The organism is Pseudoduganella sp. R-34 (genome assembly GCF_049904655.1).
Classification (GTDB): Bacteria; Pseudomonadota; Gammaproteobacteria; order Burkholderiales; family Burkholderiaceae_D; genus Rugamonas.
Genome location: NZ_CP184572.1, coordinates 4948585 through 4968969, shown reverse-complemented (window position 1 = coordinate 4968969; position 20385 = coordinate 4948585). Strand labels below are relative to the sequence as shown.

The following is a 20385-nucleotide window of genomic DNA, read 5'->3' as shown; positions in this document are numbered from 1 at the left end:
GGCGCCGCATGCAGGACCATGAATTCGAAGGGCAGGTCATGCTGCCGCCGCAATCGCTCAAGGCCAAAAAAGGGCGCGGTGCGGTATCAAACATGCAAGGAAGATACGAGCTGCAGGCGCGTGAAGCGTTCGACGACGGCTGGGCACCCGATCCGGATGATGCCGAGGCTGAACTGCTTCCACCGCGCACCATTGTCACCGCGGAAACGGCCAAGACCATCCTCACGCGCAACCAGTCGCCCGATATTCCGTTCAATGTTTCGCTGAACCCTTATCGCGGCTGCGAGCATGGCTGCATCTATTGTTTTGCGCGGCCATCGCATAGCTACCTGGGCTTGTCGCCCGGCCTGGATTTTGAGACCAAGCTATTCGCCAAGGTAAATGCGCCGGACCTGCTGCGCGCCGAATTGTCCAAGCCAGGTTATCAGGTGGAGTCGCTCGCACTGGGCGTGAATACCGACGCCTACCAGCCTTGCGAGCGCGAATACCAGCTCACGCGGCGGGTGCTGGAAGTGCTGGCCGAGTGCAACCATCCGGTTGGCCTGATCACCAAATCCTCGCTGATCGAGCGTGACATCGACATCCTCGCGCCGATGGCTGCGCGCAACCTGGCTGCCGCATCGGTCACCATCACCACGCTGGACAGCAAGATCTCGCGCACCCTGGAGCCGCGCGCCGCCGCGCCGGCACGCCGCCTGCGCACGATCGAGACGCTGGCCAAGGCCGGCATTCCGGTTGGCGTCAGCATTGCGCCGATCATTCCTTTTGTCACTGAGCCCGATATCGAGAAGATCATGTCCGCAGCGCGCGATGCCGGCGCGGTGATGGCGACCTATGTCGTACTGCGCCTGCCGTGGGAAGTCAGCCCCTTGTTCAAGGAGTGGCTGGAAGCGCATTTCCCCGACCGGGCCGCGCGCGTGATGAACCGCGTGCGCGACATGCGCGGCGGCAAGGATTACGAAGCCGAGTTTGGCGCACGCATGCGCGGCGAAGGCGTGTGGGCGGACCTGATCCTGCAGCGCATCGAGAAAGGCATCACCCGCTTCGGCTTCCACGGCCGCCACAGCAAGTTCCGTTCGCTCGACTGCACCCAGTTCAAGCGGCCTGAATACATTCCACCCTCCGGCGCCCGTGCAGCCGCTGCAGCCAAAGCGGGGCAAATGAATCTTTTCTGAAATCGGAGGCGATGATGGGCTGGTTTCTGATCAATGTCATGCTACCGCTTACGGCACCTGTGCTTGTGCTCGCAATCCTGAGGGCGTTCCCGATGCCTCAGGAAAACAGGTCTGCGTTGAAGTTGCTCCTTCCTGTCAAGGATGGTCAGCTGTGCTGGACAGCAATCGCCTTTTCTGCATCAGCGTTATATGAAATCGGCGTTGGAAGAAGCGTTCTGGGAACCACGAGTGTTGGCTACGTACAGGGAGTAGCAGTCTTCATCATTGCGGCATCAAGTATCGTAGCTGCTGGTGGCGCAACATTTCCAACGTCGCTGCATAGGCCTGAAGGTGTTGCCCCGCTCCGCCATTACTCAACGTTTGCGTTCTCACTGTTTTTGACCGTTTGGGCAGCCTTGGTTCGCCTGGTAGTTCAATTCGGACTATGATGAAGTGCGCCCATTGCAGAAGGAGGCCACCATGATCAACGAATTTCTTCAGTATCACTTCCAGGACACTGAACATACCGGTAAGTTCCTCGTGAATCTCGGCGGATTTGCTGGCCTGATCGGTTTTGTGGTTTTCCTGATCGGCTTGCCTTTCGTCGCCTGATGGGCCTATTACAGGCGATCGAGATATGCCTCGATGGCATGCACATGCTCGTCGTGATGTCCCATTTCCCGCAAGGCAGCAGCAAGGCGCAGCAAGTATTCGATGTTCGGCCCGCTTGGACCGGACGCGGAAGCGATATGGTGGGCGATTTCTTCCACGCTCGCCTCGCCCAGCCAGGCCGCGTTGTCGGCGGCGGCAATATAGATCAGGCCTTCTTCCACGCCGCCTGCTTCGAAATGGATGTCGATGGCCACGCGCAGGTAGCCGTTCTTTTCGCGATGGTCGAGATGGGCGAATTCTTCCGGCGTAACGAGGTAGGCCATGCCGTGGCAGACGTCTCCCTCGGCTGGAATCAGTGTGGCCACGCGGCCTGGCGCTTCAGGTGTTCCACGATGATCGTGCGAACCTTGCCAGAAGCGGCGCGACCAGCCGAAGATGTGCGCGGGCCGGCGCTCGATGAAGGGAAAGTCCGCCTTGTAAATCAGCGAGCCATAACCGAACAGCCACACCTGGTGGTGGCCGTCGAACTTGTCCATTGCCTGGTTGGCTTCAATCGTATTGTGCGACATGCGGCAGATTATAGGGAATACTCGCCAAGCACGCTGATGAAGCGTTCCGCAGCCGGGGAGGGGGTGCGCGAGGTCTTGGTGTAGATGAAGAATTTGCGCTTGAGTTCCGGCTCGACCAGTGGCCGCATTTCCAGTCCGTACAGGCGCACCATCGGCTCCGCATAGGGCAGGCAGGCGGTGATGCCGAGCCCTTCGGCCACCATGGCCAGGGCGGTCGTCATGAAGGTCACCTCGTTGTAGGGCGCCAGCGTGGTCATGTCGCGCAGCAGCCGTTCGGTGAACTGGCCCTGCAAGGCGATGAAGGGATGCTGGTTGACCTCCGCCCAGGCGACCGTGCGGCTGGCGGCCAGCGGGTGCGCGGACGGGAAGACCACCACGAAAGGCATCTCGAACAGCAGTTGCGCATCCACTTCGGCCGTCACGTCGCGTTCCGGGCCAATGCCGACATCCACCTCGCCGCTGACCACGCGTGCGGCGACGTTGTCGACCGGGCAATCCACCAGTTGCACCTGTACGTCCGGATAAGAAGCGCGGAAGGCGCCGATCACCTGCGGCAGCAAGGTGCACGCCATCATCTGTGGTGCTGCCACCCGCACGATGCCCTTCTTTAATGCCTTGCGGCTGGCGATATCGGCCATCGCCCCATCCAGGTCCTGCAGCATCTTGTCGAACAGGGGATAGAGCTCACGCCCCACTTCGGAAAGTTGCACACGACGTGTATTGCGTTCGACCACTTTCACGCCCAGCAGCTGCTCAAGCTCCTTGATCTGCCCCGATAGGGCGGACTGGGTGACATGCAGCAGGTCGGCGGCCGCGGTGAAGCTGCCGGTGCGGGCGACGGCGACCAGGGCGCGCATCTGGCGAACGGTTGGACTCATCAGGAAAACTAATAAATGGACGTGAAATTATCGTTTGTATGATAGCTGAAACAAGAGTTTAATGGCGGGATACAAAGGAGCCCGCCATGAAAATCAAGCAAATCCACCACGTTGCCTACCGCTGCAAAGACGCCAAGGAAACCGTCGAGTGGTACGTCAAGCACCTGAACATGAACTTCGTGCTGGCCATCGCGGAGGATGAAGTGCCTTCGACCAAGGCCCCGGACCCCTACATGCATGTCTTCCTGGACGCCGGCCAGGGCAACATCCTGGCCTTCTTCGAGCTGCCGACCCAGAAGGAAATGGGGCGCGACGAAAATACCCCGGCCTGGGTGCAACACCTGGCGCTGGAAGTAGGATCGATGGACGAGCTGCTGGCCGCCAAGGAGCGCCTGGTGGCCGCCGGCATCGAGGTGCTGGGCCCTGTCAACCACACCATCTTCAAGTCGATCTACTTCTTCGATCCGAACGGCCACCGCCTGGAACTGGCCGCCAACACCGGCACTCCGGAAATGATGCGGAAGCTGGATGATGTGAAGTGGGAAATGCTGGAAGAATGGTCTAAAACGAAAAAGGCGCCCAAGCATGCAGCCTGGATGCACGCGCCGCAGAATTAAGATCCGGAACTAAGGAAATACATGAAACTCGCTTCCCTGAAAGACGGCAGCCGCGACGGCCGCCTGGTCGTTGTTAGCCGCGACCTGAAATCCTGCCAGCCGGTACCGAACATCGCCGCCACCATGCAGGATGCGCTGGACAACTGGGACGTCGCCGCGCCGCAGCTCAAACAGATCTACGCCCTGCTGAACCAGGGCAGCGCATCGGGCGCCAAGCCTTTCGACGAAAGCATGTGCCACTCGCCGCTGCCGCGCGCCTACCAGTGGGCCGACGGTTCTGCCTACATCAACCACGTGGAACTGGTGCGCAAGGCCCGCAACGCGGAAGTGCCGGCATCGTTCTACACCGACCCGTTGATGTACCAGGGCGGCTCGGACAGCTTCGTCGGCCCGCGCGACCCGGTGTACGCGCTCGACGAAGCCTGGGGCATCGACTTGGAAGCGGAAGTGGCCGTCATCACCGGCGACGTGAAGATGGGCGCCAGCGATGAAGAAGCGGCCCAGGCCATCCGCCTGGTCATGCTGGTCAACGACGTCTCGCTGCGCAACCTGATCCCGAACGAACTGGCAAAGGGCTTCGGCTTCTTCAACTCCAAGCCAGCCAGTGCGTTCTCGCCGGTGGCCGTCACGCCCGAAGAACTGGGCAAGGCCTGGCAGGACAACAAGCTGCACCTGCCGCTGCTGGTGCAGATCAACCGCCAGCCATTCGGCAAGCCGAATGCCGGTGAAGACATGACCTTCAACTTCGCCCAGCTTGTGGCGCATGCCGCCAAGACGCGCGAGCTGTGCGCCGGCACCATCATCGGCTCCGGCACCGTGTCGAACAAGCAGGGCAGCCTGCATGGCTCCAGCATTGCCAACGGCGGCGTGGGCTACTGCTGCCTGGCCGAAGTGCGCATGTACGAAACCATCGAAGGCGGCAAGCCGGCAACCGGTTTCCTGCAATTCGGCGACACCGTGCGCATCGAGATGCATGATGCGCAAGGCAAGACCATCTTCGGCGCCATCGACCAGACCGTGCGCAATTACGGGGAACGTCAATGAAGCTCTATACTTACTTCCGCAGCTCGGCCGCTTACCGCGTCCGCATTGCGCTGAACCTGAAAGGGCTGGCGTATGAAGCGGTGCCGGTGCACCTGCTGCGCGACGGCGGCGAGCAGCTGGCGCCGGCCTATCGCAAGGTCAATCCCGCGGGGCTGGTGCCGGCGCTGGAGGACAACGGCATCGTGCTGACGCAGTCGCTGGCCATCATGGAGTACCTGGAAGAGGTGCATCCGATGGTGCCACTGCTGCCGCAGGATGCGGTGGGCCGCGCCCGCGTGCGCGCCCTGGCACAGACGGTCGCTTGCGATACGCATCCGCTGATGAACCTGCGCGTGCTCAAGCACATCAAGGGTCCGATGGGCCTGAGCGAAGAGCAGAAGATGGATTGGTACTACCACTGGATGGGCGAGGGCATGCAGGCGCTCGAAGCACACCTGGAGCGCGACGGCGACGCCGGCCGCTTCTGCTATGGCGACACGCCGACCATTGCCGATTGCTGCCTGGTGCCGCAGGTGTACAACGCGCAGCGCTTCAATATCGATCTGACGCCCTATCCGAACGTGGCGCGCATTGCTGCCAATTGTGCCGATTTGCCGGCGTTTAAGGCGGCGCATCCTTCCTCGCAGCCTGACGCAGAGTAATCAGAACTGCACGACGCGGTTGCGTCCTTCCTTCTTTGCCCGGTACAGCGCCTTGTCGGAGCGCACCAGCAGGGAGGAGGGCGTGTCCGGCGTGCCATGCGGGTCGGCTGCCGCCACGCCGATGCTGATCGTCAGCTCGACCTCGACGCCCGGCTCTATCCGCACGCGCAGCTCCGCCGCGCGTTCGCGCAAGCGCTCCGCCGCATGCACGGCCACCGCGATATGGGTTTCGGGCATCAGCAGCACAAACTCCTCTCCGCCGAAGCGCGCCACCATGTCCACCGCGCGCAGGCTCGCCGTCAGCAACGTCGCAGTCTGGATGATCGCCTGGTCACCCACCTCGTGGCCGTAGGTATCGTTGATGCGCTTGAAGTGGTCGATATCGATCATCAGCAGCGACAGCGGGTGGTGGAAGCGCCGCGCGCGTTCCAGCTCCTGCGCAATCTGCTCCGTCATCTTGCGCCGGTTGGCGATGCCGGTCAGCGGGTCGGTGGTGGCCAGCTGTTCCAGCTTGCGGTTGGCCTGCAGCAGTTCCAGCGTGCGCTGCAAAATGCGGTCCTCCAGGCTGCTGCGTTCCGATGCCAGCTCGGACATTGCGCGGCGCCTTGAGCGCAGCGACAACACCAGCGCTGTGATCAGCAGGCCCTCGAACACGATCAGCGCGCCCGCCGTGACGATCTGCCAGCGGTACAGCTCCCACACATTGTGCGGACGATTCAGGATCACCGCATCCTGCGGCAGGTTGCGCAAGCCGGCCTGGCGCGCCGTTGGATAGTCGAAATAATAGCCCTGCACCTGGCTGGTCATGGCCGGCTGGCCCAGCAGCAGGCGCGCCATCATGCGGCCCACTGCCTCGCCGCTGACCACATAGCCGCCCACCACGCCCGGCATCACCAGCGATTCGGAATGGGTGAACAGCGGCGCCCTGGTGGCTGCTGCAATCTGCAGCGCCAGCTCGCGCGGCTGGAGCCGTGCATTGCCTTCGCCGCGCAGCGATGCCAGCATGAAGATGGCGCTGCTGCGATCGAGCCGCGCGGCGCGCTGCCGCAATTCCTGCACGCTGCCATCGTCCCACACCTCGAAGCGGATGGACGGGAAACGCGGCATCACGCTGCGGATGCGCTCCAGCCACAGCTGGCCGCGCGTAGTCTTGTCGCCGACGATGGCGATATGCTGCACGTTCGGCGCCACCAGCGGAATCACGCCGATCGCGCGCTCGAAATCGGAGCTCACCTCGTAAGCCATGCCATCGCGCGGCTGCCACTGCTCGCGCCCGTGATTGACATAGTGGCGCGGCACGCCGGCAAACAGTTCCGGATGGCTGGACAGGAAGCGCGCCGCGACGAAGTTCTCGGTCACGATGGCATCGAACTTGACGTCGGCGTACTTGGTGGCGAGGTAGGGCGCCATGCCCTCTTGCGACTTGTCCTCGCCGACCCGGTTGGCGTCGAAGCGCTCTTCGAAGATGGCCGGCGTCGCGCCCTGGCTGCTGCGTTCAAGTTCGTCGTACAGGCCCTTGTGCACCAGCCTTTGCCAGCCCGAGGAAGAATCGGCGCCCAGAGAGTACAGCACCAGTACGCGCCGTTCGTCCGCCAGGGCATGGCTGCAGGCGCAGGCCAGCCACAAGGCGGCGGCAAGGCACTGGACAGCACGGCGGGAAAAGTGGGGACGCATAGGGGAAATGAGTGTAGCACGGTCGCGTGCAACTTAATTTCCCTAAAGGCAACTATCGTGGCAGTTTTGCAACGCTCCCGGCGCATTTAATCGACCAGCAGGGCGTACAGCTGGGCGGGCGTAATCGGCTTGACAAGATGGGCCGCAAAGCCGGCCGCATGGGCGCGTGCCTGGTCGGCCGGCTGGCCGTAGCCGGTCAGGGCCACCAGCCGCGTGTTGCCATAACCGGGACGGCGCCGCAGTTCGGTGGCCAGCTCATAACCATCCATGCCGGGCAGGCCGATGTCGAGGATGGCCAGGTCGGGCACGAAGCTGGCGCTGGCACGTAGTGCGCTGGCAGGATCGGCGACGGCCTGCACCTCGTGACCGCCGACTTCCAGCAGGGCGCGCAAGCCTTGCAGCACGTCCTGGTTGTCGTCCACCAGCAGCACGCGGCGCGGCGCGGCGGCGGCCAGGCCGCCTGGCGCTGCGCTGGCAAGGGGCGCGCTGGCCAGGTCGCCCGCCAGCGGCATGCGGATGGTGAACTCGCTGCCGGCGCCAAGTCCGGCGCTATGCGCCTCGATCTCGCCGCCGTGCAGTTGCACCAGGCTGCGGGCAATCGCCAGGCCCAGCCCCAGTCCGCCGCGCGAACGGTCCAGCGATTGCGGCGCCTGCACGAATTTGTCGAACAGGTGCGGCAGCATTTCCGGGCCGATGCCGATGCCCGTATCGCGCACCTTGATTACGGCGCGTCCCTTGACGGCGCCAGCCTGCAGCCGGATATGGCCGCCCAGGTTGGAATACTTGGCTGCATTGGTGAGCAGGTTGACCAGCACCTGCACAAAACGCATCGGGTCGGCATCGACCGCCAGGCCGTGCGGCGGCACGTCCAGTTCCAGGCTTTGCTGGCGTTCTTCCAGCAGGCCGCTGACCGTCTCGAGCGCTTGCGCCAGCAGCCTGGATAGTTCGACGCGCTCGGGCCGCAGCGCAATCTTGCCTTGCGCGATGCGCGCCACATCAAGCAGGTCGTCCACCAGCCGCACCAGGTGGTGGGCCTGGCGTTCGATGGCTGCATGCTCGCGCGCCAGGCCGCCCAGACCCTTGAGGCGCATCAGTTCCAGCGCGATCAGGATCGGCGACAGCGGGTTGCGCAGCTCGTGCCCCACCATCGCCAGGAAATCATCCTTGGTGCGGTTGGCCAGTTCGGCATCGCGCCGCGCACGCACCAGTTCGGTCACTTCGAAAGCGACGATGGCGACGCGGTCCACTTCGCCGCGCGCATTGCGCACCGGCTGGTGCACATAGTCGAAATAGCATTCCTGCAGGCCGCCGTCGCGCTTCAGCATGACGCGGCGCGCCTTGCCGGTCACCGGCTGGCCGCTGGTGAGCGCCAGTTCCATTTCCTCCACCATGCCCTGGCCCTCCAGTTCCGGGAACGCGCGCCGCATCGGCAAGCCGATCAGCTCGCGCTGCCAGCTCAGTTCCACGAAACGATCGTTGGCCAGTTCAAAGTCCAGGTCGGGGCCGCGCACAATGGCGATGGCGGCCGGCGCCTGCTGGAAGGTGTTGGCCATGCGTACCATATGGGCGCGTTCGGCCTGGCGGATGCGGGCCCGCATCAGCTGCGAGTCGACCCGCGTCAGCAGTTCGCGGGCGGAGAAGGGCTTGACCAGGTAGTCGTCGGCGCCGGCATTGACGCCTTCAATGCGCGCTTCCTCGCCGGCGCGGGCCGACAGCAGCAGCACCGGCACGTCGTGCAGCGCATGGTCGGCGCGCATGGCCGCGATCAGGCCAAAGCCGTCCAGCTCGGGCATCATCACGTCCGACACCACCAGCTCCGGCATGCCGGCCGCCATGGCGTCGAGCGCTTCGCGCCCGTTGGCGGCTGTGCTGACGTGCCAGCGTTGGCGCAGCAGGCGCGCCAAGTAGGCGCGCATGTCGGCGTTGTCGTCCACCACCAGCACGTGTGCGCCAAGCGTCAGCAGGCTCTCGTCGTCGGCCAGGTCGAGGAATGGTTCCTCGTCGTCTTCTTGCGGCAGCCAGCGCTGCGCTTCCAGCAGGAAGGCTTCACGCACTTCGCTGGTGTCGGCGTCGGCGACATTGGTCAACTGGTCCTCGCGCAAGTGGCTGTGGCCAAGCGGCAGCGTGATGGAGAATGTGCTGCCGACACCCGGCCTGCTTTCCAGGTCGATGCGTCCGTGCAGCAACTCCACCAGGTCGCGCACCAGCGCCAGGCCAATGCCGGAACCTTCGTGCGTGCGCGAGCGCGAGCCTTCCACGCGGCGGAAGCGTTCGAAAATGCGCTGCTGCTGGTCGGGCGAAATGCCGACGCCGGTATCGGTCACCGACAGCACGGCTGACTGGCCCTGTTGCCGCAGCCTGACCGTGATGCCGCCGTCGAAGGTGAACTTGAAGGCGTTGGACAGCAGGTTCAGCACGATTTTCTCGAACAGCGCGACATCAACCCAGGCGCCGGTATCGACTTCCTCGCAGTCGACTGCCAGGTACAGGCCCGCGCTTTCGACCACCGAGCGGAAGCCGCTGGCCAGGTCGCGGGTGAGGCCGGCCAGGTCAACCCTGGCATATGTGGCGTGCATGCGGCCGGCCTGCACGCGCGAGAAGTCAAGCAGGGTATTGACCAGCTTTTGCAGGCGCAGGGCGTTGCGCTGCGCAAGCCGCAGGCGTTCGTGGTGCACAGCCGGCAGGCGGCTGGCGCTGTCGCCCAGCGCTTCTTCGATGGGGCCCAGCATCAGCGTCAGCGGCGTGCGGAATTCGTGGCTCACGTTGCTGAAGAAGGCGGTCTTGGCGCGGTCCAGTTCAGCCAGCGCTTCGGCGCGCTGGCGCTGCTCGGCAGCGGCGCTGGCATTCTGCACGGCAGCCGATAGCTGGCCCGCCACCAGGTCGCAGAAGGTGCGGTATTCCGCATCGAGCTGGCGGGCGGGGCTGGTGCCCAGGACGAGCACCCCATCCGTGATGGGCAAGGCCAGCGCCAAGCGCACCGCCTGGCCTGCAAGGCCTGAAGGCAGGCCGGGCATGCCATCCGTTGCAATTGTTGCCGCTTCGCCGCTGGCCAGGACTTGCTCCACTGGCCACAGCGCCAGGTCGCAGGCTTCCTCCGCAACGTGCGCCGTTTGCTGCAGGCGTATGCTGTCGCCGGTGCGCTTGAACAACAGCGCAAAAGGCATATCTTCCCGATTCTCGGCGATCGTGTGCATGGCGGTGGCGCAGGCGCTGGCCACGTCCTGCTCGCGCAAGGCGCTGGCCGACAGCGTCGACAGCGCGGCCAGGCGGCGCGCATTGAGGCGCGTGCCTGTCGTGTCGGTGGAAGGGCAGAACAGGCCGCCGACTGCGCCGGCTTCATTGAAGATCGGGCTGTAGGAAAAGGAGTACCAGACTTCCTCCACCCAGTCGCCGCGGTTCATGAAAAGCTGCACCGCGTCGACGTAGCTCGATTCGGCGCGCTGGAATACCTTGTCGACCAGCGGGCCGCAGTAGTGCCAGATTTCGGCCCAGACCTGCTGCGCCGGCCGGCCCAGCGCCCATGGGTGCTTGGCCGCACCCAGCACGTCGATGTAGGCATCGTTGTAGAGAAAAGTGGCATCCGGACCCCAGCCGATCCAGATCGGATGGCTCGAATTCAGCATCAGGTTGACGGTCGTGCGCAAGCTCTGCGGCCAGGCATCGAGCGGTCCAAGCGGCGTGGAAGACCAGTCGAAGGCTGCGATCTGCTGGCCGAGCGCATCTGGGGAAGCAAGAAACTGCAAGCTTTCCGGATTGATAGTCACACGTTTCTCTAGCTGTAATTTTTAGCAATTCTGCACTGTACGGAACTTGAACGGCGCACACAAGTGTCCTATACAGACAAGGCTCCGGCCGCGTTTGACAGCACGATGCAAGCAACGGATACTGGGGCGATGACGATGCCGCCTTTTCCCATCCGTAAGGAGTGCCCGCCGGGCGCCTGCGACTGCCAGCGCGAGTCACTGCTCGAGGACCCGCAGGCCGACTTGCGCGTCCTGCGCCTGACCAAGGAGGAAGAGAAGCGCCTGCTCGAACGCATCGAGGCGATCTCCACGTATGCGGAACTGATGCGCATTGGCCAGCGCCTGGAAGAGCAGCTTGGCGTCTCGGTCCGCATCGCGCCCGGCCCGAACGAAGTGCGCACTGTGCGCGGCTTCCAGATCGAGCTGGGCGACCGGCCCGGCCTGTGTCGAAAAACGCGGCAAACTGTACCTGCGGCGATACGCAAATGCCTTGATCGACACCCGGAAATCGCTTTTGCAATCCTGAATGCACACGATTTGTTTGCCGGGCAGTAAAATATATTTACTCCCTATCAAATCGAAAGCTGTATGTTTTGCAATATTCCGCGCGTGCTTCGCATGTCCTTCCTCGCCGCCACATTGGCCCAGCCGCTGGCCTGGGGACAGGATGTGACAGCTCGCCTGGGGCAGTTGCGGGAGTTTTCCTACCTCGCCACCAATAGCACCCTGGCCGAATTGCAGAAACTGAAACCGCAAGTCGGGCAGTGGCCGCAGCGTGACCAGGCGACTTATTATTCCGTGCTCAGCAAAGTTACCCGGACTTCGGACCGCGCCACCTCGCTGAAGGCGGTCGCGGAGGAAGAGCGCATCGGCCATCAACTGGATGACGAATCGATCATCGCCAACAGCTTGCTCGACCGTTCCTATCTTTTCTCCGCGCTGGAAGACCGGGAGGCCGCGAGCAAGAACCTGGAACTGGCGCGCCAGCTGGCCGAACAGACCAGCGATTTTGCGCTCCAGGCCAAAGTAATCCTTACTGTTGGCCAGGATGAAATCCGCCGCGGGAATGGGCGCAAGGGACTGGAGTACATCGACAATGCCGTGGCGCTGGCTGACAAGTCGGGGCAGCCCATCGCTCAATTCATGGCGCTGCGCGCCAGGGCCTATGCGTTGAACGGACTGGCCGGCGGCAGCCAGGAAGCACTGAAGTCGATCGACGTCTTGAAAGCCAAGGCTGCGCTGATCCCGCTCGACGGACCGATGATCCGGGCCCGCTATGCCGAGTGGGAGATCGCTGAAAGCGCTGGCCAGGTTGCACGCGCCCGCGAAGCCCTGAACGATGTGGTGGCTTGGCTGCAGAAACACCATATGGATGAAGATGTGCCCGAGCTGCAAGTCACACTAGCGGACATGAGCTTGAAAAGCCAGGACTACAAGGAGGCGTTGTCGCTCAGCCAGGAATCCAAGAAGGCTGCCCTGGCTACCGGCAACAGCGAAATGGCGGAGATTTCGCAGTTCAACGAAGGGATCGCCCTGATTTACCTGGGCCAGCTTGACGCCGGCAGGGATGCCATCGAGGCGGTCAACATCGAGATGATGGATGCCGACGCGCTATCGGAATATGCGCGGGCGCTGGACTATGTCGGTCTGAAGGAGCTTGCGCTGCAGGTCTACGCGCGCGCGGGGCGCAAGGCGCAGGACGCCAACACGGTCCAGACCCAACTCCAGAAAAGAGAACGCGAAGACGAAGAACTCTTGCGCCAGAAGGATGAAAACACCAAGGATTTGCGCAACCAGTCGAAGCTGCGGCTGGCCTGGTCGGTGGCCGCAGCACTGGCCGCGGCGGCCTTGCTCGCGGTGGCCTTCCTGTACCGCAAGCTGCGCGCCGCCAACGTCAGGCTGAAGAATTCCGATTCCCCAGCGGAATAGCATGATAAATTTGCATCTCGAGTGAATCACCCACCGGGAGGCAGGCATGAAAAGCAGCATTCCAAGACGTGAATTCCTGAAACAGGCAGGCATGGCGGGCGTGGCGACCGCTTTGGGCAGCCCGGCGCTGTCGGCGCTGGCCGATTCGCGCAGCGTGACGCTGCCGTTTGAAAATGGCGAAAGGGATCTGGTGGCGTTTCCGCAGAAGCGCCCGATGATCGTGCTGACCAGCCGCCCGCCGCAGCTCGAAACACCCTTCAGCGTGTTCGGCGAAGGTGTGCTGACGCCGAACGATGCCTTCTTCGTGCGCTATCACTGGAGCGCCATTCCGACCTCGATCGACCCGCAGAGCTACCGCCTGAAGATCGGCGGCCACGTCAACATGCCGCTGGAACTGTCGCTGGCGGAACTGCGCCAGCTCGCCGACCCAATCGAGCTTGTCGCGGTCAATCAATGCTCGGGCAATAGCCGTGGCCACTTTGCCCCGCGCGCCAACGGCGGCCAGCTTTCCAACGGCGCCATGGGCAATGCGCGCTGGACTGGCGTGCCGCTGAAAAAAGTGCTGGAGCGCGTGGGTATCAAGGCCGGCGCAGTGCAGGTGGCGTTCAATGGCCTCGATACGCCGCCCGCCGGCGACGGCCCCGATTTCGTCAAGTCGCTCAATATCGACCACGCGCTTGAGGAGGAAGTGATGCTGGCCTGGCAAATGAATGGCGAAGACTTGCCGATGCTGAACGGCTATCCACTGCGCCTGGTAGTGCCGGGCTATTACGGCACTTACTGGATCAAGCACCTGTCGGACATCACGGTGCTGGACAAGCCCTTCAACGGCTTCTGGGTCGCCAGCGCCTACCGCATTGCAGATAACGCCTGCGCTTGCGTAACGCCGGGCACGACGCCGGCCAAAACGGTGCCGATCAACCGCTTCAATGTGCGGTCTTTCATTACCAGCCACCAGGACGGTGCGCGGCTCAAAGCAGGCAAGCAGGTGGTTGTGAAAGGCATCGCCTTCGACGGCGGCTACGGCATCACCGAAGTCGCCTTCTCTGCCGACGGCGGCAAGAGCTGGCAGGCCGCGACGCTCGGGAAGGATATGGGCAAGTATTCCTTCCGCGAGTGGAGCGCTTCGTTCAAGCCGGGCAAGGGCGAGCACACACTGATGGTGCGCGCCGTGAACCGAATCGGCCAGAGCCAGCCTTCGACCGCACTGTGGAACGCGGCCGGCTATATGCGCAACGTGGTGGAAACCACCCGCGTCATCGCGGCTTGAGGAGGAACCGATGAAGACCTTTGCCATCATGCTCCTGCTGTCCGCCGGCGCCGCCAGCGCTGCCGAGATCAAGCTGCCCGACGAGACGGCGGCCTACAAACAGAGCACATTGCCGGGCTACCAGCTCGTGCTGGCCAACTGCCTGCTATGCCACTCGGCGCAGTACGCGCAGATGCAGCCGCCAACGTCGCCGCGCAGCTACTGGGAGGCTACGGTGAAGAAAATGAAGAAACCGTTCGGCGCCCAGTTCTCGGACGACGACGTCCCCGCCATGGTGGATTACCTCGCCAAAGTCTACGGTGCGGAGAAGCCCAAGCCGTAGACCGCAATGGCTGGCGGCGATACAATCTCGCCTTTGCCCATCACCGACAGCCGCCATGACGATTCCCAGCCCCATCCTGCAAGCGCTCGACCGTGCCCACCCTTCGTGGCGTCCGATCCTGGAGCGCGGCCTGCAGGCGATTGCAGCGGCCAACCCGGCCTACCTGCCGGAACTGGCGGATGACAGCTACCTGCCGACCGAACTGCGCCTGTTTGCCGCCTTCCAGCAGCCGCTGGAGCAGGTGCGCTACGTACTGGTGGGCGAGGGGCCTTATCCGCGTGCAGAAAGCGCTACCGGCGTCTGTTTCATGGACGGCGCTGTCAAAGGCCTGTGGTCGGAAGAAGAGGGCGGCGGCCTGTCCAAGCCCGTCAATAAAGCCACTTCGCTGCGCAACTTCATGAAAATGCTGCTGGTCGCCGATGGCCAGCTCGAGGAAAGCAATACCGCCGGCGAAGCCCTCGCCGCTTGTTCAACCCGTGCCAAGTCCGGCGCCGCGATCCAGACCCTGGCCGAGATGCAGGAGCGCCTGCACGGCCACGGCTTCCTGCTGCTGAACGCCTCGCTGGTGTTCCGCCCGCATGTTGCTCCAGTGAAAGATGCCAAGGCCTGGCTGCCATTCTTCGAGACCGTCATGCAGGCGCTGGCCATCCAGCAGCCAAAATTAATTCTTTGGGGAAAGATCGCCGAACAGCTCAACAAGCTGCCCAGCGTGCAGGCCTTGCCGCAGATCGTGGCGGAACACCCTTACAACCTGTCGTTTATTGCTAATAAGAAAATGCAGGCGCTGTTCGGCCCGATGGGATTGCTGAAGAGGTAAGAAGGGCGCGTATTGCCCCTCGGACAGCGAAAGGCGCGTCCGGCAAGGTCTGCGCAAGTCTGTTATACTTGACTAAATCGTTCAAGTAATCAGGTTTTGATTTGCGAGAACAGAACGATATTTTAACTGAGTTGAACCGAGGTTGTGATGCGTCTGACTACCAAAGGCCGTTTTGCAGTGACTGCGATGATTGACCTGGCTATGCGCCAGGGCAAGGGTCCGGTGACGCTTTCCGGAATCAGCCAGCGCCAGTCGATTTCCCTGTCTTATCTCGAACAATTGTTCGGCAAGCTGCGCCGCCACGAAATCGTGGAATCGATCCGCGGCCCTGGCGGCGGCTACAGCCTGGCCCGCAAGGCAGACAAGGTGACCGTCGCCGACATCATTATTGCTGTTGACGAACCGCTCGATGCAACCCAGTGCGGCGGCAAGGAGAATTGCCACGGCGCCGACCATGCGAACGGCGCCCGCTGCATGACCCACGAACTGTGGGCCACCCTGAACGAAAAGATGGTCGACTACCTGGATTCCGTGTCGCTGCAGGACCTGGTGGACCAGCAAAAAGCCAAAGCCGCGGCAGAGCAGCCAGTCCATGTGCACCGCAACAGCAACCAAGCAGCCCTCGGTTAACCGAATTGGAGTAATTTAGATGAACGCCCCCGAAAAGAACGTCGCCCAGGTAGCACCGGTAGAATTCAAGACCGCACCGCACTTCCCGATCTACATGGACTACTCGGCCACCACGCCGATCGATCCACGCGTTGCGGACAAGATGATCCCTTACCTGCGCGAACAATTCGGCAATCCGGCCTCCCGCAGCCACATGTACGGCTGGACCGCGGAAGCAGCGGTGGAAGAAGCGCGCGGCCACGTGGCCGCCCTGGTCAACGCCGACCCGCGCGAAATCATCTGGACCTCCGGCGCCACCGAATCGAACAACCTCGCCCTGAAAGGCGCGGCCAATTTCTACAAGTCCAAGGGCAAGCACATCATCACCGTGAAAACCGAGCACAAATCCGTGCTGGACACCGTGCGTGAACTGGAGCGCCAGGGCTTCGACGCCACCTACCTGGACACCCAGGACAATGGCCTGATCACCATCGAGCAGCTGGAAGCGGCTGTGCGCCCGGACACCATCCTGATTTCGGTCATGATGGTCAACAATGAAATCGGCGTGATCCAGCCGATCAAGGAAATCGCCGCCTTCTGCCGCAAGAAAGGCATCATCTTCCACTGCGACGCCGCGCAAGCGACCGGCAAAGTGGCGATCGACCTGCAAGACCTGAAAGTCGACCTGATGACCTTCACCGCGCACAAGACCTATGGCCCGAAAGGCGTGGGCGCCCTGTACGTCTGCCGCAAGCCGCGCGTGCGTATCGAAGCACAGATGCACGGCGGCGGCCATGAGCGCGGCCTGCGCTCCGGCACCCTGCCGACCCATCAGATCGTGGCGATGGGCGAAGCCTTCCGCCTGGCGAAAGTGGAAATGGACTCCGAGATCGAGCGTATCCGCGCACTGCGCGACCGCCTGGCCGAGGGCCTGCAGGAAATCGAAGAAACCTACGTCAACGGCGACATGGACCACCGCGTGCCGCACAACCTGAACGTGAGCTTTAACTTTGTGGAAGGCGAGTCCCTGATCATGGCCGTGAAAGACCTGGCCGTGTCGTCCGGTTCCGCCTGCACCTCGGCTTCGCTGGAGCCATCCTACGTACTGCGCGCCCTGGGCCGCAGCGACGAGCTGGCGCACAGCTCGATCCGTTTCACCATCGGCCGCTTCACCACTGAAAAAGACGTCGACTTCGCCGTCGAACTGCTGAAAGGCAAAGTGGGCAAGCTGCGCGAACTGTCGCCACTGTGGGAAATGTACAAGGACGGTATCGACCTGAGCACCATCCAGTGGGCAGCGCACTAATTCAACGATTACAGGAGCATCAAAATGGCATACTCGGAAAAAGTTCTCGACCACTACGAAAACCCGCGCAACGTCGGTTCCTTTGAAAAGGGCGACGAAACCGTCGGTACCGGCATGGTCGGCGCACCAGCTTGCGGCGACGTGATGAAGCTGCAGATCAAGGTTGGCGCAGACGGCAAGATCGAAGACGCGAAATTCAAGACCTACGGCTGCGGCTCGGCAATCGCCTCCAGCTCGCTGGTGACTGAATGGGTGAAGGGCAAGTCGCTGGATGAGGCGCTGGCCATCAAGAACACCCAGATCGCGGAAGAACTGGCACTGCCGCCAGTGAAGATCCACTGCTCCATCCTGGCGGAAGACGCCATCAAGGCAGCTGTGAACGACTACAAGGCAAAACACGGCGCCTAATCAGCGCGCGGAGGAAGTATGGCAATCACCCTGACCGAAAAAGCAGCCAAGCATATCAACCGCTACATCGAGCGTCGCGGCAAGGGCATTGGCCTGCGCTTTGGCGTACGCACGACCGGCTGCTCCGGTCTGGCCTACAAGCTGGAATACGTGGACGAAGTGACGCCGGAAGATTCGGTCTTCGAGTCGCATGGCGTGAAGGTCTTCGTTGATCCGAAAAGCCTGCCGTACATCGACGGCACTGAGCTGGACTTCGCGCGCGAAGGCCTGAACGAAGGCTTCAAGTTCAACAACCCGAACGAGAAGGATGCATGCGGCTGCGGCGAAAGCTTCCGCATTTAATATCGTGCAGAACCACTTCGAACTCTTCCAGCTTCCCCAGCAGTTCGCCGTCGATACGAGCGCCCTGGACGCCGCCTACCGCGAAGTCCAGAGCCGCGTCCACCCGGACAAATTCGTCAACGCCACCGATGCCGAAAAGCGCGTCGCCATGCAATGGTCGACCCGCTCCAATGAGGCCTACCAGACCCTGAAGAATCCGCAGAAGCGCGCGCAGTACCTGTGCGAGCTGAATGGCGTCGATCTGAAGATGGAATCCAACACGGCCATGCCGATGGAATTCCTGATGCAGCAGATGGAGTGGCGCGAAGAGCTGTCCGAAGCCCGCGCCGGCAAGGATGGCGATTTGCTCGACAAGCTGGACGGTCAGTTGCGTGCCGCGCGCAAGGCTCAGCTGGCGGAGATCGAACAGCATTGCAATAGCGGTGACTATCACGCAGTCGCGCAAGGTGTGCGCGCGCTGATGTTCATCGAAAAATTTGGCGAAGAAGTGCGCTTCGCTTACGACGCCATCGAGGCGGCGTAAAAGAGTAAAAACTCAGAACAATACAGGTTTCACCATGGCTCTTTTGCAGATTTCCGAACCGGGCATGTCGACCGCCCCGCACCAGCATCGCCTGGCGGTGGGCATCGACCTCGGCACCACCAATTCGCTGGTAGCGACCGTCCGCAGCAGCATTCCTGAAGTGCTGAACGACGAAGACGGCCACCCGCTGCTGCCTTCCGTGGTGCGTTACCTGCCGAACGGCCATGCCAATATCGGCTACAAAGCCCAGGCCCACCAGACCACAGACCCAAAAAACACCGTCGTGTCGGTCAAGCGCTTCATGGGCCGCGGCCTGAAGGACATCGCCTACGCCGAGAACCTGCCATACGATTTCGTCGATGCTCCGGGCATGGTGCAGCTGAAGACTGTCGCCGGCGTGAAATCGCCGGTTGAAGTGTCGGCCCAGATCCTGGCCACGTTGCGCCAGCGCGCGGAAGACTCGCTGGGCGATGACCTGGTCGGCGCCGTGATCACCGTGCCTGCCTACTTCGATGAAGCGCAGCGCCAGGCAACCAAGGATGCCGCGCAACTGGCCGGCATCAACGTATTGCGCCTGCTGTCCGAACCGACTGCCGCGGCCATCGCCTACGGACTTGATAACGGCTCCGAAGGCATCTTCGCCGTGTACGACCTGGGCGGGGGCACCTTCGATATTTCGATCCTCAAGCTGTCCAAAGGCGTGTTTGAAGTGCTGGCCACCGGCGGCGACTCCGCGCTGGGCGGCGACGACTTCGACCACCGCCTGTTCTGCTGGGTTCACGAGCAGGAAAAACTGGCGCCGCTGTCCGACGAAGACACCGCGACGTTGATGGTGAAAGCGCGCGAAGCGAAAGAGCTGCTGTCGACCAAGCCGGAAGTGACCATCGACGCCATGCTGCGCTCGGGTGAAGAAGTCCACCAGCGCGTCACCCCTGAGATTTTCGCCGACATCACCAAGCACCTGGTCGCCAAGACCATGAACGCGGTGAAGAAGGCCCTGCGCGATGCCAACATCGACGCCGACGATATCGACGGCGTGGTCATGGTGGGCGGCGCGACCCGCATGCCGCACGTGCAGCGCGCAGTGGGCGAATACTTCCACACCATCCCGCACGCCAATATCGATCCGGACAAGGTTGTGGCACTGGGCGCCGCCATCCAGGCCAACCTGCTGGCCGGTAACCGCGCCGCAGGCGACGACTGGCTGCTGCTGGACGTGATCCCGCTGTCGCTGGGTATTGAAACGATGGGCGGCCTGGTCGAGAAGATCATCCCGCGCAACTCCACCATTCCATGCGCCCGCGCGCAGGAGTTCACCACCTTCAAGGATGGCCAGACCGCGCTGGCGGTGCACGTGCTGCAAGGCGAGCGCGAACTGGTGAGCGATTGCCGTTCGCTGGCGCGCTTCGAACTGCGCGGCATTCCGCCGATGGCGGCCGGTGCGGCGCGCATCCGCATCACTTACCAGGTGGACGCTGACGGCCTGCTGTCCGTCTCCGCACGCGAATTGCGCTCGAATGTGGAAGCATCGATCACCGTCAAGCCTTCGTATGGCCTGGGTGACGACGACGTGGCACGGATGCTGTCCGAATCGCACACCGAAGCGGAAGCCGACATGAAAGCCCGCGCTCTGCGCGAAGAGCAGGTCGAAGCCGAGCGCATCATGCTGGCCACCCAGTCCGCGCTGGACGAAGACGGCAACCTTCTGAACGACGACGAGCGCGCCGCCATCAACGCCCTGATGGCCACCACCATGGACATGCTGGTGAAATCCGGCAGCGGCGAAGCCGACCACTACGCGGTGAAAGCCGCCTACGAAGCCCTGGCCCAGGGCACCGAAGAATTCGCATCGCGCCGCATGGACCGCAGCGTGCGCAGCGCACTGGCCGGCAAGACGCTGGACCAGGTTGTTTAATTGACTGAGGAA

The 20385-nt window shown here is 62.7% G+C and carries 20 protein-coding genes; 16 read left to right on the top strand and 4 right to left on the bottom strand.

Annotated features, from left to right (window positions below):
* The first annotated feature begins 8 nt into the window (after window positions 1-8).
* Together ACN9MW_RS22805 and ACN9MW_RS22800 are read left to right on the top strand one after the other, a co-directional pair.
* Window positions 9-1175: a PA0069 family radical SAM protein gene (locus tag ACN9MW_RS22805; RefSeq protein WP_426162964.1), complete on the top strand. Its 1167-nt coding sequence runs from the start codon at window positions 9-11 to the stop codon at window positions 1173-1175.
* A 459-nt stretch (window positions 1176-1634) separates the two neighbouring features.
* Complete coding sequence (locus ACN9MW_RS22800; protein WP_426162962.1) at window positions 1635-1766, top strand: hypothetical protein; 132 nt, start codon at window positions 1635-1637, stop codon at window positions 1764-1766.
* Between the two features lie 8 nt (window positions 1767-1774).
* Here ACN9MW_RS22800 and ACN9MW_RS22795 read toward each other — a convergent pair whose 3' ends face one another.
* The gene (locus ACN9MW_RS22795; RefSeq protein WP_426162960.1) at window positions 1775-2335 is read right to left on the bottom strand and encodes a gamma-glutamylcyclotransferase; all 561 of its coding nucleotides are present in this window, start codon (window positions 2333-2335) and stop codon (window positions 1775-1777) included.
* A gap of 8 nt (window positions 2336-2343) precedes the next feature.
* Window positions 2344-3213, bottom strand: coding sequence for a LysR family transcriptional regulator (locus tag ACN9MW_RS22790; protein WP_426162958.1), 870 nt, complete (start codon window positions 3211-3213; stop codon window positions 2344-2346).
* 86 nt (window positions 3214-3299) lie between these two features.
* Here ACN9MW_RS22790 and ACN9MW_RS22785 point away from each other — a divergent pair, with 86 nt between their 5' ends.
* The 3 genes from ACN9MW_RS22785 to maiA are packed head-to-tail and all read left to right on the top strand — an operon-like array spanning window position 3300 to window position 5515.
* On the top strand, window positions 3300-3830 hold the full coding sequence (locus ACN9MW_RS22785; protein ID WP_426162956.1) for a VOC family protein: 531 nt from the start codon (window positions 3300-3302) through the stop codon (window positions 3828-3830).
* A 21-nt stretch (window positions 3831-3851) separates the two neighbouring features.
* Window positions 3852-4874: a fumarylacetoacetate hydrolase family protein gene (locus ACN9MW_RS22780; protein ID WP_426162954.1), complete on the top strand. Its 1023-nt coding sequence runs from the start codon at window positions 3852-3854 to the stop codon at window positions 4872-4874.
* Window positions 4871-5515: a maleylacetoacetate isomerase gene (gene maiA, locus ACN9MW_RS22775; protein WP_426162952.1), complete on the top strand. Its 645-nt coding sequence runs from the start codon at window positions 4871-4873 to the stop codon at window positions 5513-5515. Before ACN9MW_RS22780 ends, maiA begins: the two co-directional genes overlap by 4 nt.
* On the opposite strand, the gene ACN9MW_RS22770 is transcribed toward maiA, so the two are convergent.
* Both ACN9MW_RS22770 and ACN9MW_RS22765 read right to left on the bottom strand, forming a co-directional pair.
* Window positions 5516-7189 (bottom strand): diguanylate cyclase, encoded by a 1674-nt coding sequence (locus ACN9MW_RS22770; protein WP_426162950.1) that lies wholly within the window; start codon window positions 7187-7189, stop codon window positions 5516-5518.
* An 86-nt stretch (window positions 7190-7275) separates the two neighbouring features.
* Window positions 7276-10953: an ATP-binding protein gene (locus tag ACN9MW_RS22765; protein ID WP_426162948.1), complete on the bottom strand. Its 3678-nt coding sequence runs from the start codon at window positions 10951-10953 to the stop codon at window positions 7276-7278.
* Between the two features lie 129 nt (window positions 10954-11082).
* Between ACN9MW_RS22765 and ACN9MW_RS22760 the strand changes: the two genes are divergently transcribed.
* The 11 genes from ACN9MW_RS22760 to hscA all read left to right on the top strand — a co-directional run bounded on the left by ACN9MW_RS22760 (window position 11083) and on the right by hscA (window position 20373).
* Complete coding sequence (locus ACN9MW_RS22760) at window positions 11083-11487, top strand: hypothetical protein (RefSeq protein WP_426162946.1); 405 nt, start codon at window positions 11083-11085, stop codon at window positions 11485-11487.
* A gap of 33 nt (window positions 11488-11520) precedes the next feature.
* Complete coding sequence (locus tag ACN9MW_RS22755) at window positions 11521-12861, top strand: hypothetical protein (RefSeq protein ID WP_426162944.1); 1341 nt, start codon at window positions 11521-11523, stop codon at window positions 12859-12861.
* A 46-nt stretch (window positions 12862-12907) separates the two neighbouring features.
* The gene (locus ACN9MW_RS22750) at window positions 12908-14131 is read left to right on the top strand and encodes a molybdopterin-dependent oxidoreductase (RefSeq protein WP_426162942.1); all 1224 of its coding nucleotides are present in this window, start codon (window positions 12908-12910) and stop codon (window positions 14129-14131) included.
* Window positions 14132-14141: 10 nt separating this feature from the next.
* Entirely contained in the window at window positions 14142-14453 is a 312-nt protein-coding gene (locus tag ACN9MW_RS22745; protein ID WP_426162939.1) for a c-type cytochrome, read from the top strand.
* Window positions 14454-14508: 55 nt separating this feature from the next.
* Window positions 14509-15270, top strand: coding sequence for a uracil-DNA glycosylase (locus ACN9MW_RS22740; RefSeq protein ID WP_426162937.1), 762 nt, complete (start codon window positions 14509-14511; stop codon window positions 15268-15270).
* 147 nt (window positions 15271-15417) lie between these two features.
* Window positions 15418-15900, top strand: a complete 483-nt coding sequence (gene iscR, locus ACN9MW_RS22735; protein ID WP_057259448.1) for a Fe-S cluster assembly transcriptional regulator IscR — start codon at window positions 15418-15420, stop codon at window positions 15898-15900.
* Window positions 15901-15919: 19 nt separating this feature from the next.
* Window positions 15920-17185, top strand: a complete 1266-nt coding sequence (locus tag ACN9MW_RS22730) for an IscS subfamily cysteine desulfurase (RefSeq protein ID WP_426162935.1) — start codon at window positions 15920-15922, stop codon at window positions 17183-17185.
* A 24-nt stretch (window positions 17186-17209) separates the two neighbouring features.
* Complete coding sequence (gene iscU, locus ACN9MW_RS22725) at window positions 17210-17593, top strand: Fe-S cluster assembly scaffold IscU (RefSeq protein ID WP_028104361.1); 384 nt, start codon at window positions 17210-17212, stop codon at window positions 17591-17593.
* 18 nt (window positions 17594-17611) lie between these two features.
* Window positions 17612-17935, top strand: a complete 324-nt coding sequence (gene iscA / locus ACN9MW_RS22720) for an iron-sulfur cluster assembly protein IscA (protein WP_028104360.1) — start codon at window positions 17612-17614, stop codon at window positions 17933-17935.
* 4 nt (window positions 17936-17939) lie between these two features.
* Window positions 17940-18458 carry a Fe-S protein assembly co-chaperone HscB gene (gene hscB, locus ACN9MW_RS22715; RefSeq protein ID WP_426172276.1) on the top strand — a complete coding sequence of 173 codons (519 nt, stop codon included), beginning with the start codon at window positions 17940-17942 and terminating at the stop codon, window positions 18456-18458.
* Window positions 18459-18492: 34 nt separating this feature from the next.
* Window positions 18493-20373: a Fe-S protein assembly chaperone HscA gene (gene hscA, locus ACN9MW_RS22710; RefSeq protein ID WP_426162932.1), complete on the top strand. Its 1881-nt coding sequence runs from the start codon at window positions 18493-18495 to the stop codon at window positions 20371-20373.
* Window positions 20374-20385 lie beyond the last annotated feature (12 nt).

Bases quoted from the DNA above. Each gene is read 5' to 3' on its own strand.
- ACN9MW_RS22805 (WP_426162964.1), top strand. From the start codon at position 9: ATGCAGGACCATGAATTCGAAGGGCAGGTCATGCTGCCGCCGCAATCG.
- ACN9MW_RS22800 (WP_426162962.1), top strand. From the start codon at position 1,635: ATGATCAACGAATTTCTTCAGTATCACTTCCAGGACACTGAACATACC.
- ACN9MW_RS22795 (WP_426162960.1), bottom strand. From the start codon at position 2,335: ATGTCGCACAATACGATTGAAGCCAACCAGGCAATGGACAAGTTCGAC.
- ACN9MW_RS22790 (WP_426162958.1), bottom strand. From the start codon at position 3,213: ATGAGTCCAACCGTTCGCCAGATGCGCGCCCTGGTCGCCGTCGCCCGC.
- ACN9MW_RS22785 (WP_426162956.1), top strand. From the start codon at position 3,300: ATGAAAATCAAGCAAATCCACCACGTTGCCTACCGCTGCAAAGACGCC.
- ACN9MW_RS22780 (WP_426162954.1), top strand. From the start codon at position 3,852: ATGAAACTCGCTTCCCTGAAAGACGGCAGCCGCGACGGCCGCCTGGTC.
- maiA (WP_426162952.1), top strand. From the start codon at position 4,871: ATGAAGCTCTATACTTACTTCCGCAGCTCGGCCGCTTACCGCGTCCGC.
- ACN9MW_RS22770 (WP_426162950.1), bottom strand. From the start codon at position 7,189: ATGCGTCCCCACTTTTCCCGCCGTGCTGTCCAGTGCCTTGCCGCCGCC.
- ACN9MW_RS22760 (WP_426162946.1), top strand. From the start codon at position 11,083: ATGACGATGCCGCCTTTTCCCATCCGTAAGGAGTGCCCGCCGGGCGCC.
- ACN9MW_RS22755 (WP_426162944.1), top strand. From the start codon at position 11,521: ATGTTTTGCAATATTCCGCGCGTGCTTCGCATGTCCTTCCTCGCCGCC.
- ACN9MW_RS22750 (WP_426162942.1), top strand. From the start codon at position 12,908: ATGAAAAGCAGCATTCCAAGACGTGAATTCCTGAAACAGGCAGGCATG.
- ACN9MW_RS22745 (WP_426162939.1), top strand. From the start codon at position 14,142: ATGAAGACCTTTGCCATCATGCTCCTGCTGTCCGCCGGCGCCGCCAGC.
- ACN9MW_RS22740 (WP_426162937.1), top strand. From the start codon at position 14,509: ATGACGATTCCCAGCCCCATCCTGCAAGCGCTCGACCGTGCCCACCCT.
- iscR (WP_057259448.1), top strand. From the start codon at position 15,418: ATGCGTCTGACTACCAAAGGCCGTTTTGCAGTGACTGCGATGATTGAC.
- ACN9MW_RS22730 (WP_426162935.1), top strand. From the start codon at position 15,920: ATGAACGCCCCCGAAAAGAACGTCGCCCAGGTAGCACCGGTAGAATTC.
- iscU (WP_028104361.1), top strand. From the start codon at position 17,210: ATGGCATACTCGGAAAAAGTTCTCGACCACTACGAAAACCCGCGCAAC.
- iscA (WP_028104360.1), top strand. From the start codon at position 17,612: ATGGCAATCACCCTGACCGAAAAAGCAGCCAAGCATATCAACCGCTAC.
- hscA (WP_426162932.1), top strand. From the start codon at position 18,493: ATGGCTCTTTTGCAGATTTCCGAACCGGGCATGTCGACCGCCCCGCAC.